Source organism: Acidovorax sp. Q11, from assembly GCF_054950075.1.
The window spans coordinates 12665-25687 of sequence record NZ_JBUDZG010000026.1; the positions used below are offsets into that span (position 1 = coordinate 12665).

Sequence of the window (13023 nt, forward strand, 5' to 3'; positions counted from 1 at the left end):
TGTACCGGCAACGGCAGCAAGAAACGAATGCGCCTGCCCAAAAAACAACGGCACCCAAGGGTGCCGTTGTTCAGTCAGGGAAAGCAGGAAGCCCGAGGGCGATCAATCTTCCACAAATGCTTCTTCGCGCTTGTTCTTCACTGCGGGCAGCAGCACGATGATGAGCAGCAGAGCGGCGGCTGCCAGCAGGCCAGCCGACAGCGGACGCGTCACAAACACGCTCCAGTCACCGCGCGAGAGCAGCAGCGCACGGCGCAGGTTTTCTTCCATCATCGGGCCCAGGATGAAGCCCAGCAGCAAGGGTGCAGGTTCTGTACCCAACTTGTGGAAGATATAGCCAATCAGGCCGAAGATACCCACCATCCAGATGTCGAAGGTGTTGTTGTTGGTCGAGTACACACCCACTGCGCAGAACAGCACAATCGAGGGGAACAGCCAGCGGTACGGCACCGTGAGCAGCTTGATCCAGATGCCGATCAGCGGCAGGTTCAAAACGATCAGCATGGCATTGCCGATCCACATCGAAGCGATCAGGCCCCAGAACAGCTCGGGGTTGCTGGTCATCACCTGGGGACCAGGCTGGATGTTGTGGATGGTCATGGCGCCCACCATCAGCGCCATCACGGCGTTGGGTGGAATGCCCAGAGTCAGCAGCGGGATGAACGAGGTCTGCGAGCCTGCGTTGTTGGCCGACTCGGGAGCCGCCACGCCACGGATGTTGCCTTGGCCAAAAGGCACTTCGCCAGGTTGCAGCTTGGTCTTCTTTTCCACCGTGTAGGCGGCAAAAGCGGCCAGCAGAGCACCACCACCGGGCAAGATGCCCAGGGCAGCACCCAGCGCGGTGCCACGCAGCACGGCAGGAATCATGCGCTTGAAGTCGTCCTTGGTGGGGAAGAGACCTTCCACCTTGGCAGTGAACACTTCACGGTCTTCGTCGGGGCGCGACAGGTTGGCAATGATTTCACCGTAGCCGAACACGCCCATGGCGATGGTCACGAAGCCAATGCCATCGGTCAGCTCAGGGATGTCGAAGCTGAAGCGCGCCACACCCGAGTTCACGTCGGTACCCACCAGGCCCATCAGCAGGCCCAGCACGATCATGCCCACCGCCTTGAGCAGGGAGCCCGAGGCCAGCACCACCGCGCCGATCAGGCCCAGCACCATCAGCGAGAAATACTCGGCCGGACCGAACTTGAAGGCGACTTCGGTCAGCGGAGGCGCGAAGGCCGCCAGGATCAGCGTACCCACACAGCCTGCAAAGAACGAACCCAGGCCGGCAGCTGCCAGCGCCGGGCCCGCGCGGCCCTTGCGCGCCATCTGGTAGCCGTCGATCACGGTCACCACCGACGACGACTCGCCAGGCAGATTCACCAGAATGGCGGTGGTGGAACCACCGTACTGTGCGCCGTAGTAGATACCGGCCAGCATGATCAGCGCAGCCACGGGCGGCAGCGCATAGGTGGCCGGCAACAGCATGGCGATGGTTGCCACGGGGCCAATGCCGGGCAACACGCCAATCAGCGTACCCAGCAGACAGCCGACAAAACAGTAAATCAGGTTCTGGAACGTGAACGCCACGCCAAAACCCATCGAGAGGTTATTGATCAAATCCATGGTCGGTGCTCCTGCTCAACCCGTGATGAAACTGGGCCACACGGGGAACTGCAGCTTGAGCGCCCAGACGAATGCCACGTAACTGCCAATGGCCAACACGGTGGCCAGGATGAACACGGCCTTGGCGTTGAACTCTTGCCCGGCCAGGCTGGCGATGAAGGTCAGTGCATAGATGCCCACGATGAGGCCCATGGCCGGAACCCCGAGGCTGGGCAAACCACCCAGCAAGATGCCGAACGCGAAGTTGGCAGCCAGGATGAAGAACAGCGGCTTCCAGGCCCACTTGCCGATCTTGTCGCCATCCTGGGTCTCCACCGTGACTGCCTTGAAGGTGATCACGCTGCCGATGATGGCGAGCAAGATACCCAACAGCAAGGGGAAATAGCCGGGGCCCATGCGGGCACCACTGCCGACGTTGTACGTGGTTGCACCCCACGCAAACGCTACTCCGACACCCATGAACATGAGGCCGGAAAAAAAGTCTTTTTGACTCTTGATTTTCACGAATTGTCTCCTAGGCGGAAATCTTGACTGCGCGATTGTGCGTGCAAGCACGGCCCGCGCGAATGTGGATTCCACCTACATCCGGTAACGCCCCATGGCCGAACAGCGCGAGCAAAGCATCGCGCGCGGACCGCGAACCGCCCCGGGGGGACGCCTGCACGGCGCAGGGCGCGTTACTCCAGCGGTGGAGTGGCCGCGATCACCTCGTCCATGGTGGTCAGCCCCTCGGCCACCCGAAGCGCGCCTGCCAGGCGCAGCGGGCGCATGCCATCCTGCACCGCCTGGCGGCGCAGCGTGTCGATGGATGGGGCCTGGGTGATCCGGTCCTTGAGCGCCTCGCTCACAGTCAGCAATTCATAGAGCCCCATGCGGCCACGGTAACCACCCATGCGGCAGTCCACGCAGCCCACGGGTTTGTAGGGCTGGTAGGCGCCATTGATCTTCCAGGGCTTGACGACCTCGGCCAGCGCATCGCGCGACGCCGTTTCATCGCGCTGCTTGCACTGCTTGCACAGCGTGCGCACCAGCCGCTGGGCCAGCACACCCAGCAAGGTGGCGTTGAGCAGGTAGGGCGGCACCCCCAGTTCCATCATGCGGGTGATGGCACTGGGTGCGTCGTTGGTGTGCAGGGTGGAAAACACAAGGTGCCCCGTGAGCGCGGCCTGGATGGCCATCTCGGCAGTCTCCAAGTCGCGGATTTCGCCCACCATGATGATGTCCGGGTCCTGGCGCATCAGGGCGCGCAGGCCTTCGGCGAAGTTGAAATCGAGCTGCGGCTGCACCTGGGTCTGGTTGAAGCTCGGCTCGATCATTTCGATCGGGTCTTCCACTGTGCTCACGTTGACCTCTTCGGTCGCCACGCGCTTGAGCGTGGAGTACAGCGTCGTGGTCTTGCCCGAGCCCGTAGGCCCGGTCACGAGGATGATGCCGTGTGGGCGCTTGACCAGCGCCTCCCAGCGCTGTGCGTCGTGCTGCGCAAAACCCAGGGCATCCAGGTCCTTGACCGCGTTGTCCGGGTCAAATATCCGCATGACCATCTTTTCACCGAATGCGGTGGGCAGCGTGGACAGGCGCATTTCCACCTCGTCACCGCGCTGGTTGCGCGTCTTGATGCGGCCGTCCTGCGGGCGGCGTTTTTCCACCACGTCGATGCGGCCCAGCAGCTTGATGCGCGACACCATGGCGTTGTGCACCCCCATGGGCATCTGGTAGACCGGGTGCAGCACGCCGTCGATGCGGAAGCGGATCACGCCCTGCTCGCGGCGCGGCTCCAGGTGGATGTCACTTGCACGCTGGTCAAATGCGTACTGCCACAGCCAGTCCACCACCTTGACCACGCCCTGGTCGTTGGCATCAAGCTGCTTGTTGCTTTTGCCCAGCTCCACCAGCTGTTCAAAGCTGCTGCCACCCGAACTGCCTCCTGCCTTCTGCGCCGCACGCACGGACTTGGCGAGCGCAAAAAATTCGGCGGTGAACCGGTGGATGTCCTGCGGATTGGCCACCACACGGCGCACCGTGCGGTGCGACTGGCGCTCCACCTCAGCCACCCAGTCGTCGATGAAGGGCTCGGCCGTGGCCACCACCACCTCTTTGACCGTGACCTGCACCGGCAGCACCTTGTGGCGCTCGGCATAGGTGGCACTCATGGTGTCGGCCACGCGGCCTACATCCACCTTGAGCGGATCAATGCGCATATAACTCAGACCCGCACGCGCTGCCAGGTACTCGGACAGCGCTTCGATATCGAGGGGCTTTCCGTCGCTGGCGCGTTCCATGGCCACGCTGGCCAGTCGCACCAGCGCATGCTGCGAGCTTTCTGCCTGCGAGCAGCGGGCAATGGTGCGCTGCGCTTCCTCGCGCGAAATCACATGGTCATCGCTGAGCCACTGCACCATGCGGCGCCAGTCCACCGGGCCGATGTGGGTTGCGGCCTTCAGGCGGCCGGGAATGTCCACGGAGGCATTCATGTCAAAACCTTTCAGGGGGCCACCGGCTTGAACGCCCGCAGCCATTTGGTAGTGGGCAGATCCCAGCGTGCCTGGATCGCTTCGGCCTGTTCAGCCAGCTCCGCACGTTTGGGCCGGGAGGGCGTGCGCTGCGCCAGCACCACAGTGTTGCCCTCGCGGGTGGGTTTGAACGCCCACAGCGCATCGTTGCCAAATGCCTGGGCCATGCTTTGAAGGCTGCGGTCAAAGCTCGACGCGCGGCCGAACAGGTTGACCGTCATGCAGCCCGTGTCCGACAGCAACGCCCGGCAATCGGCATAAAAATCCGGGCTGTCCAGCACCGGCGCTGCGGCCTCGTGGTCGTAAAGATCCACTGCCAGCGCATCGACTGTACCCAGCCACATGGGGTTCTGAATCTCCTTGGCCGCATCGGCCAGCACCACGCGCAGTTTGGGGCCATCGGGGGGCAGCTTGAACCACTGGCGACACACCGCCAACACCTGCGGGTTCAGCTCGATCGCCGTGCTGCAGATGCGCAGCTTCTTGTGGCAGAACTTGGTGATGGCGCCTGCCCCCAGGCCCAGTTGCATGGCATGGCCCTTGGAGACCTGCGCCAGGTCGGCAAACAGCAGCCAGGCCATCATGCGCTGCACATACTCCAGCTCCAGCGCAAAGGGCTCATCAATGCGCATGGAGCCCTGGATCCACGGTGTGCCCAGGTGCAGGTGGCGCACCTCACCATCGTCCGACACACTGACTTCGGGCAACTCTTGCAGTTTTTCTTTTTTGCGGGTCATTCAAAGCGTTCAAAGCAGGCGGTGGGCCGACAACACTGCCGCCCAGGCCGCCAATTTACGGTCAAAACTCCAGGACGCGTTGGCCGGGCTGGTCGATGGCAGCCGCACGGCCTGCAGTTGCGTCTTTTGCTTGGCCCCCAGGCTATCCAGCACCGCAGGGGCGTGCCGGAAGCTTTCGGCCCCGTTGTGGGCCACGGCTGCAAGCCGGGGGCAGCGCCCGAGCAAACGGGCAAAGTCGTTGACCTGGGGGTTGCGGATGCTGGTGTCCAGGCTGCCTTCGCGCTCGCAGCTGGCATACACATCCCACAGCCCCAGCCCCCGTGCCAGCAGCCAGTCGCAGCGCTGCGCGTAGTGCTCCTGCCCGGCGACGGGCAGCGGATGCTGCGGCCAGAGCGCCTGCAATATCTTCCAGAAGTGATTCTGCGGATGGGCATAGTACTGCTGTGCCCGCAGGGAGGCCGCGCCCGGAAAGCTGCCCAGCACCAGCACCACCGTGCCCTCGGACGCCACGGGCGGCAGCCCCTGCCACCGGACGGCAGCAGGAGCGGACATGAGGCCAGTGGCACCGGGGTCAAACATGGGCCGATTCTGGACCGAAACCACGCCAACGCTTTTGCGCAGCTGCAAAAAAAGAGAGCTGTAAACCGTTTACCACACGGCCCAAAGCTCCCAAATTGCTCCTCATTTTCCACCCTGGGCAAGCAAAGGCACCAGTCGCGGTAGCGCCACACAGGCGTTGACCGTGGTGGCCTGGGCCAGCGCCGCCAAGGGCTGGCCCCGCAGTTGCGCCAGCACCTCGGCAATGCGCGGCAACTCGGCCGGGGCATTGCGCCCCTGGGGCAAGCCCTCAGCCCGCTGTGCGGCCGGGGTGTAGAGCCAGTGGGGCGGGATATCGGGGGCGTCGGTCTCCAGGACCAACGCCTCCTCGGGCAGCTCAACCGCCAGGCGGCGCAGCTGCAGGGCGCGGCCATAAGTCATGGCGCCGCCAAAACCAAGCTTGAAGCCCAGGCCGACGAAGGCCTGCGCCTGCTGCAGGCTGCCATTGAAGGCATGCGCAATCCCGCCACGCACCGGCAGGTCCCGCAGGCCCTTGAGCAGTTTGTCGGCCGATCGGCGCACATGCAGGATCACTGGCAGGTCAAACCGGCGGGCCAGCTGCAACTGGGCCCGGTAAAACCGCTCCTGCCGTACAGGGTCCAGCCCCGGCACAAAGTAGTCCAGTCCAATCTCGCCGATCGCCACCAAGCGCGGGTCGGCGTGGTACTGGGCCAGCATCTGTTCAAGTAGCGCCACATCCCCATCGCCTGCACGCCCGGTGTACAGCGGGTGGATGCCCAGCGCATAACTATCCCCATGCTGGTGCGCCAGCAGGCGCACGGTGTCCCAGTTGCTGCGCTCCACGGCCGGAATCACACAATGGCCCACCCCTTGCGCGATTGCTTCGCGGCGCACTGCGCTGCGGTCGGCATCGAACTCGGGCGCATCCAGGTGGCAGTGGGTGTCAATCCAGGCAGTCATGCGCCGATGATGCCCGATGCGGTGTACCCCACACAGGGGCGGTAGCCCTGCGTGTGCATTTGCGGGCAAACCGTGCTACCGTCATTTGCGTGCGCCGGTACTTGGCGCCAATGAACCTGCGAATGATCTTCCGGGGCCGTCCCAAGACCCTCCGCAGGCTCCCAGAGCAAAGGTGACAGGATGCCCCGGCCCGCCCTCTACAGCAGCTCACGCCCCGCCCGCAGCCGTGCCCCCAATCCGGCGGTCGCACCCGCAGCGCCTGCGACCGCTGCCCTGCCCTCAGCCGATGCACCGCCCTCGCCGCAGGAGGCGGCCCAGGCCACGGCGGCCGCCCCACACTCTGCGGCCGTCCGGCGACAGCTTTGGGCCCTGTGGACCATCGTGGTGCTGTTGGCAGCCCTGCTGGTAGCCAGCGCCTGGCACAACAGCCGCAGCACCACCCGCAAGATCACCCAGGACGACATCGACGCTGCCGTGCTGCGCACGCTGGAGACCACGACGCCGCCTTCGGCCGCCGCACGCGCCGTGGAGAGCATCGCCCCCTCCATCGTGCGCGTGGTGGGCTATGGCCGCAGCAAGAACGGCAAGGAAGAAGTCGAGCGCGGCATCGGTACGGGCGTGGTCATCGTGGACAAGGGTGTCATCCTGACCAACCTGCATGTGGTGGCGGGCGCCGACCGCATCGGCATCACCTTCCACGATGGGCTGGAAACCACCGCCAGCATCACCGGTGCCCAGCCCGAGAACGACCTGGCCGTGCTGCAGGCGCACAAGGTGCCCGACGACCTGGAGGCCGCCACCCTGCGCTCCACCCAGAACCTGCGCCCTGGCGACCACGTGGTGGCCGTGGGCTTCCCGTTTGGCATCGGCCCCTCTGCATCGGCAGGTGTCGTGTCGGGGCTGCAGCGCGAATTCACTTCGCCCGAGGGCAAACGCCAGCTCAGCAACCTGATCCAGTTCGACGCCGCTGCCAACCCCGGCAATTCAGGCGGCCCGCTGGTCACGCTGGATGGCGAAGTGGTGGGCATCGTCACCGCCATCCTCAACCCCACGCCTGCGCGCACCTTCATCGGCATCGGGTTTGCGGTGCCTATCGAGAACGCGGCCTCGGCCGTTGGCATGCCCCCCTTCTGACCCTGACCCTCCACAAGGAGCACCATGGAAACCACCCCCTCCCCCGCCGCCATGAACAACGCCGCCACCGCCACCCTGATGGAGCAGGTGCTCTACGAAGTCAAACGCGTGGTGGTGGGCCAGGACCGCTTTCTGGAACGCGTCATGGTAGCCATCCTCGCCCAGGGCCACCTGCTGGTCGAAGGCGTGCCGGGCCTGGCCAAGACGCTCACCGTGAAGACGCTGGCCAGCACCATCCAGGGCAGCTTCAAGCGGATCCAGTTCACGCCCGACCTGGTGCCCGCCGACCTGGTGGGCACGCGTCTGTACAACCAGAGAACGGGCGAGTTCAGCACCACGCTGGGCCCCGTGTTCACCCACCTGCTGCTGGCCGACGAAATCAACCGCGCACCCGCCAAGGTGCAGAGCGCGCTGCTGGAAGTGATGCAGGAACGCCAGGTCACGATTGCGGGCGAAACCCACAAAGTGCCCGAGCCCTTTTTGGTGATGGCCACGCAGAACCCCATCGAGACCGAGGGCACCTACGCCCTGCCCGAGGCGCAGGTGGACCGCTTCATGATGAAGGTACTCATCGACTACCCGACAGAGGAAGAAGAATTTGTGATCGCCCAGCGCGCGCTGGACAAGCCCGTGCAGGTGCTGCCCGTGGCCACCACCGCGCAGCTGGCCGCGCTGCAGGCCGAATGCCGCACGGTGTATGTGGACCCCTCCCTGCTGCAGCATGCGGTGAAGCTGGTGGCCGCCACGCGTGCGCCCGCCAGGCACGGCCTCAAGGACCTGGCAGGCTTCATTGCCTGCGGCGCCAGCCCCCGCGCCACCATTGCCCTGGCCGAGGGCGCCCAGGCCCTGGCCATGCTGCGCGGGCGCAACTATGTGCTACCCGAAGACATGACCGACCTGACCGCCGATGTGCTGCGCCACCGCATTGCGCTGTCGTACGAGGCACTGTCCGAAGGGCTGGATGCCGACGCGCTCATCCAGCGCATCATGGCCAAGATTCCAGCGCCTGCACGGCCTTTGCACCACGAGCAAAAAGTGGCCTGAGCCTGAACCATGAGCAAAAAGCCGCCCGACACCCCTTCCGCCACGGTCCATACGCTCCCGACCCTGCCCGGGCAGGCCGACCGGCTGCTGCGCGAGCTGGAGTGGAAGGTCATCCGCCGCCTGGATGGGCTGCTGCAGGGCGACTACCGCACCCTGATGCGGGGCAGCGGGCTGGACCTGGCCGACCTGCGCGAATACCAGCCGCATGACGACGTGCGCCACATCGACTGGAACGTGACCGCCCGCCTTAACCAGCCCCATGTGCGCGTGTTCACCGAAGACCGCGAGATGACCGCCTGGTTCCTGCTGGACCTGAGCCCCTCCATCAGCTTTGGCCCCGAGGGGCGCGCCAAACGCGACATCCTCACCGGCTTTGTGGCCGTACTCTCGCGCCTGCTCACCCGCCACGGCAACCGCGTGGGCGCCATGCTGTACGGCGGCGCCAGCCACCAGGCCGAACGCGCGGTGGACGCCGTGCTGCCACCCCGCAGCAGCCGCGCCCATGTGCTGCACCTGGTGCACCGCCTGCTGGCCCCCACCCCGCCCGCCACATCCCAGCCCAAGGGCGGCGGTGCAGCCACCGAGCTGCACCGGCTGCTGCAAACTGGACTGTCCAACCTGCGCCGCCGCGCCACGGTGTTTGTGGTGTCCGACTTCATCAGCGCTCCGGGCTGGGAAAAGCCCCTGGCGCAACTGGCCCAGCGCCATGACGTGGTGGCTGTGCGCCTGCTCGACCCGCTGGAGCTGGAGCTGCCCGACCTGGGCCAGATCACCCTGCGCGACGCAGAAAGCGGCGAGCAGCTGCAGGTGGACACCCACGATGCCGCCTTCCGCCGCCGCTTTGCACAGCTGGCGGCCGAGCGCGAGGCGACACTGCGCGACGGCCTGGCGCGCGCCGGGGCCGACACGCTGGAGCTGTGCACCGACGACGACCTGGTGGACGCCCTGCTGCGCTTCATGGACCTGCGCCAGCGCCGCGTGCGGGCGCCCCGCGCAACGGCAGCCTCCACCGCGCCCCACCCCCACTACGCCACCTGAGGACCCGCACCATGGTTTTTCTCTGGCCCACCCTGCTCTGGCTGCTGCTGGTTGCGCCCCTGCTGGTGCTGCTGTACTGGTGGCTGCTGCACCGGCGCAAGAAGACCGCGCTGAGCTATTCCAGCCTATCGCTGGTGCGCGAGGCCCTGGGCCCCGGCCAGCGCCTGCGGCGCCACATCCCGCCCGCACTCTTTCTGCTGGCCCTCATTGCGCTGCTGCTGGCCGCCGCGCGGCCCCTGGCGGTGATCACCCTGCCCTCACAAGACCAGACCATCATGCTGGCCATGGACGTGTCGGGCAGCATGCGCGCGGCCGACGTGGAGCCCGACCGCATCACCGCTGCGCAAAACGCCGCCAAGGCCTTCATCGCCGAGCTGCCGCGCCATGTGCGCGTGGGCATCGTGGCCTTTGCGGGTAGCGCCCAACTGGCGCAGCTGCCCACCCAAAGCCGTGAAGACCTGGTCAAGGCCATCGACAGCTTCCAGCTGCAGCGTGGCACGGCCACGGGCAACGGCATCATGCTGTCGCTGGCCACCATCTTCCCCGACGCGGGTATCGACATCGCCGCGCTGGGCGGCCGCCAGGCCATGCGCCCCAAGCCCATCGACGAAATCGGAAAGCAGGACCCGGCCAAACCCTTCACCCCCGTGGCACCGGGCTCGTACAACTCGGCCGCCATCATCATGCTGACCGACGGCCAGCGCACCACGGGCGTGGACCCGCTCGAAGCCGCCAAATGGGCGGCCGACCGGGGCGTGCGCGTGTACACCGTGGGCGTGGGCACGGTGCAAGGTGAGACCATTGGATTTGAAGGCTGGTCCATGCGCGTACGGCTGGACGAAGAGACGCTGAAAGCCGTGGCCGCGCGCACCAACGCCGAATATTTCCATGCCGCCACGGCAGCCGACCTCAAGAAGGTCTACCAGACCCTCAGCTCACGCCTGACGGTGGAGAAGCGCGAAACCGAAATTTCTGCCCTGTTCGCCCTCGCGGGCGCCGTGCTGGCACTGCTGGCCGCTGCACTGTCGGTGTGGTGGTACGGGCGGGTGATGTAGCCCCCCCCAAAGACCCGCCGGGCGCAGGCACAGGGCCCCTGCCTCGGCACTTCCATCCGTCGGCCCTGGTTTTCGCACGAAGGAGATCAATCCATGCGTTCCCTGATCCGCACCACGGCCCTCGCGGCCCTGCTGGCCACCGCCGCAGGCATGGCGCTGGCCCACAACTGCCCCAACGAGATGAAGGCCATCGACGCCAAGCTGGCCACCAACCCCAGCCTGTCGGCCGACAGCGCGGCCAAGGTCAAACAGCTGCGCGCCGATGGCGAAACCCACCACAAGGCGGGCAAACACGACGATTCAATGAAGGCGCTGGCCGAGGCCAAGAAGATCCTCGGGATCTGAACCCGCCCCCTCCTCTATCCAGCGGGGGGCGATCAGGCGCGTGGCGCCTGCAGCTTTCCTTCGGCAATCCGCACCACGCGACCGCAGCGCGCGGCCAGGGATTCGTCGTGCGTCACCATCACAAAAGCCGTGCCGTGGTCGCGCGCGAGCTGGAGCATCAGCTCGAACACGCCATCGGCCGTGCCCCGGTCCAGGTTGCCGGTGGGCTCATCGGCCAGCACGCAGGCAGGCCGCGTGACCAGTGCGCGCGCAATGGCCACACGCTGGCGCTCGCCGCCCGACAGCTCGGCCGGGCGGTGGTGCACCCGCGCCTTCAGGCCCACGGCCGCCAGCACCTGCTCGGCCGCCTGGTGGGCCTGCTCAGAGGGCATGCGACGGATGCGCAGCGGCATGGCCACGTTGTCCAGCGCGCTGAACTCGGGCAGCAGGTGGTGAAACTGGTAGATAAAGCCCAGGTGCTGGTTGCGCAGCTGGCCCTGCTCCTGGGGCGACAGCGCCGACAGCTCGGCCCCCTTGAGCCGCACCGACCCGGCCGTGGGCGCGTCCAGCCCGCCCAGCAGGTGCAGCAAGGTGCTCTTGCCCGAACCTGAGGCGCCAACAATGGCCAGGGTTTCGCCCGCATGCACCTGCAGATCCACGCCTTGCAGCACGGTCACATCCAGGCGGCCTTCGGTAAAGCGCTTGGTCAGGCCCTTCGCCTCCAGTACCACCGCGCCATTTGTTAAACCATTTTGACCTCTACCGCCTGATGGTATTGGGTTGATAGCTACATTATTCATAGCGAAGTGCTTCGGCAGGGTTCACGCGGCTGGCGCGCCAGCTCGGGTACAAGGTGGCTACAAAGGCCAGCACGAGCGAGATCAAGCCGATGGGCACGATGTCGCTGCTTTGTGGTTCGCTGGGCATCTTGCTGATGAGGTAGATGTCCTTGGGCAAGAAGCTCGCGTTCAAGGCCTTTTCGATGGCCGGCACGATCACGTCGATGTTGAACGCGATGCCCAGGCCCAGCAGCAGGCCCACGGCCGTTCCGATCACGCCCACCATGGCGCCTTGCACCACGAAAATGCCCATGATGCTTTTCGGGCTGGCGCCCAGCGTACGCAGGATGGCGATGTCGGCGCGCTTGTCGGTCACCGTCATCACCAGCGTGGACACCAGGTTGAACGCCGCCACAGCCACGATGAGTGTGAGGATGATGAACATCATGCGTTTTTCGAGCTGCACGGCGGCAAACCAGGTGCGGTTCTGCTGCGTCCAGTCGCGGATCAGCAGCATGCCGCTCAGGCTGCCCGCCAGTTGCTGCGCCACCTCGCGCGCCTGGTGCAGGTCCTTGAGCTTGAGACGCACGCCCGTGGGGCCTTCCAGGCGGAAGATGCGCTGCGCGTCCTCATGGTGCAACAGCACCAGGGCCGAGTCGTATTCGTAGTGGCCCGAGTCAAACGTGCCCGCCACCGTCATCTGCTTGAGGCGCGGCACCACGCCAGCCGGGGTGACCTGGCCTGCGGGCGCGATCACCGTGACCACGTCGCCTGCACGCACGCCCAGGGCGCGGGCCAGCTCGCCGCCCAGCACCACGCGGAACTCGCCGGGTACCAGCAGGTTCAGCGTTTTCTCGTTGGTGGCGGCAAGGTCGGTCACGGCACCTTCCAGCGCCGGGTCAATGCCGCGCACCAGCGCACCCTTCATGTCCTCGCCACGCGCCAGCAGGGCCTGCGCAGCCACAAAGGGCGCGGCACCCACCACGTTGGGGTTCTGTTTGGCCTCGGCCAGCGTGCGCGCCGGGTCGGGCAGCGCAGCGCCCTGGGGGGCAAAGATCTCGATGTGCGAGACCACGCTGAGCATGCGGTCGCGCACTTCCTTCTGAAAGCCGTTCATCACGCTGAGCACGATGATCAGCGCCGCCACCCCGAGCGCAATGCCCAGCATGGACACGCCCGAGATGAACGAGATAAAGCCATTGCGCCGCGTGGCGCGGCCAGCGCGCGTGTAGCGCCAGCCCAGGGCCAGTTCGTAGGGGATTTTCATGGA

At 65.9% G+C, this 13023-nt stretch carries 13 protein-coding genes; 5 read left to right on the top strand and 8 right to left on the bottom strand.

What is annotated here, in order from left to right; genetic code table 11:
* Positions 1-102: 102 nt before the first annotated feature.
* The 6 genes from ACYZGB_RS17690 to ACYZGB_RS17715 all read right to left on the bottom strand — a co-directional run bounded on the left by ACYZGB_RS17690 (position 103) and on the right by ACYZGB_RS17715 (position 6379).
* A complete protein-coding gene (locus ACYZGB_RS17690) occupies positions 103-1614 on the bottom strand; it encodes a tripartite tricarboxylate transporter permease (RefSeq protein WP_462390170.1) in 1512 nt (503 codons plus the stop codon).
* 15 nt (positions 1615-1629) lie between these two features.
* On the bottom strand, positions 1630-2118 hold the full coding sequence (locus ACYZGB_RS17695) for a tripartite tricarboxylate transporter TctB family protein (protein ID WP_108619128.1): 489 nt from the start codon (positions 2116-2118) through the stop codon (positions 1630-1632).
* A gap of 173 nt (positions 2119-2291) precedes the next feature.
* Positions 2292-4085, bottom strand: a complete 1794-nt coding sequence (gene tfpB, locus ACYZGB_RS17700; protein ID WP_462390172.1) for a type IV pilus assembly ATPase TfpB — start codon at positions 4083-4085, stop codon at positions 2292-2294.
* A gap of 11 nt (positions 4086-4096) precedes the next feature.
* A complete protein-coding gene (locus tag ACYZGB_RS17705) occupies positions 4097-4861 on the bottom strand; it encodes a class I SAM-dependent methyltransferase (protein ID WP_291471613.1) in 765 nt (254 codons plus the stop codon).
* Between the two features lie 9 nt (positions 4862-4870).
* Positions 4871-5413: a DNA-deoxyinosine glycosylase gene (locus ACYZGB_RS17710; protein ID WP_462390223.1), complete on the bottom strand. Its 543-nt coding sequence runs from the start codon at positions 5411-5413 to the stop codon at positions 4871-4873.
* Positions 5414-5542: 129 nt separating this feature from the next.
* Positions 5543-6379, bottom strand: coding sequence for a TatD family hydrolase (locus tag ACYZGB_RS17715; RefSeq protein ID WP_462390174.1), 837 nt, complete (start codon positions 6377-6379; stop codon positions 5543-5545).
* Positions 6380-6559: 180 nt separating this feature from the next.
* On the opposite strand from ACYZGB_RS17715, the gene ACYZGB_RS17720 reads away from it, so the two are divergent.
* The 5 genes from ACYZGB_RS17720 (at position 6560) to ACYZGB_RS17740 (ending at position 10995) form a co-directional block, all read left to right on the top strand.
* Complete coding sequence (locus ACYZGB_RS17720; protein ID WP_462390176.1) at positions 6560-7513, top strand: S1C family serine protease; 954 nt, start codon at positions 6560-6562, stop codon at positions 7511-7513.
* 24 nt (positions 7514-7537) lie between these two features.
* On the top strand, positions 7538-8557 hold the full coding sequence (locus tag ACYZGB_RS17725) for an AAA family ATPase (protein ID WP_462390177.1): 1020 nt from the start codon (positions 7538-7540) through the stop codon (positions 8555-8557).
* A gap of 9 nt (positions 8558-8566) precedes the next feature.
* A complete protein-coding gene (locus tag ACYZGB_RS17730) occupies positions 8567-9595 on the top strand; it encodes a DUF58 domain-containing protein (protein WP_462390178.1) in 1029 nt (342 codons plus the stop codon).
* A gap of 11 nt (positions 9596-9606) precedes the next feature.
* Entirely contained in the window at positions 9607-10650 is a 1044-nt protein-coding gene (locus tag ACYZGB_RS17735; protein WP_462390180.1) for a VWA domain-containing protein, read from the top strand.
* A gap of 93 nt (positions 10651-10743) precedes the next feature.
* Complete coding sequence (locus ACYZGB_RS17740) at positions 10744-10995, top strand: hypothetical protein (protein ID WP_462390181.1); 252 nt, start codon at positions 10744-10746, stop codon at positions 10993-10995.
* A 32-nt stretch (positions 10996-11027) separates the two neighbouring features.
* Here ACYZGB_RS17740 and lolD read toward each other — a convergent pair whose 3' ends face one another.
* Complete coding sequence (gene lolD / locus ACYZGB_RS17745) at positions 11028-11774, bottom strand: lipoprotein-releasing ABC transporter ATP-binding protein LolD (protein WP_462390183.1); 747 nt, start codon at positions 11772-11774, stop codon at positions 11028-11030.
* Complete coding sequence (locus ACYZGB_RS17750; protein ID WP_462390185.1) at positions 11767-13020, bottom strand: lipoprotein-releasing ABC transporter permease subunit; 1254 nt, start codon at positions 13018-13020, stop codon at positions 11767-11769. The genes lolD and ACYZGB_RS17750 overlap by 8 nt, the downstream gene beginning before the upstream one ends.
* Between the last annotated feature and the right edge of the window lie 3 nt (positions 13021-13023).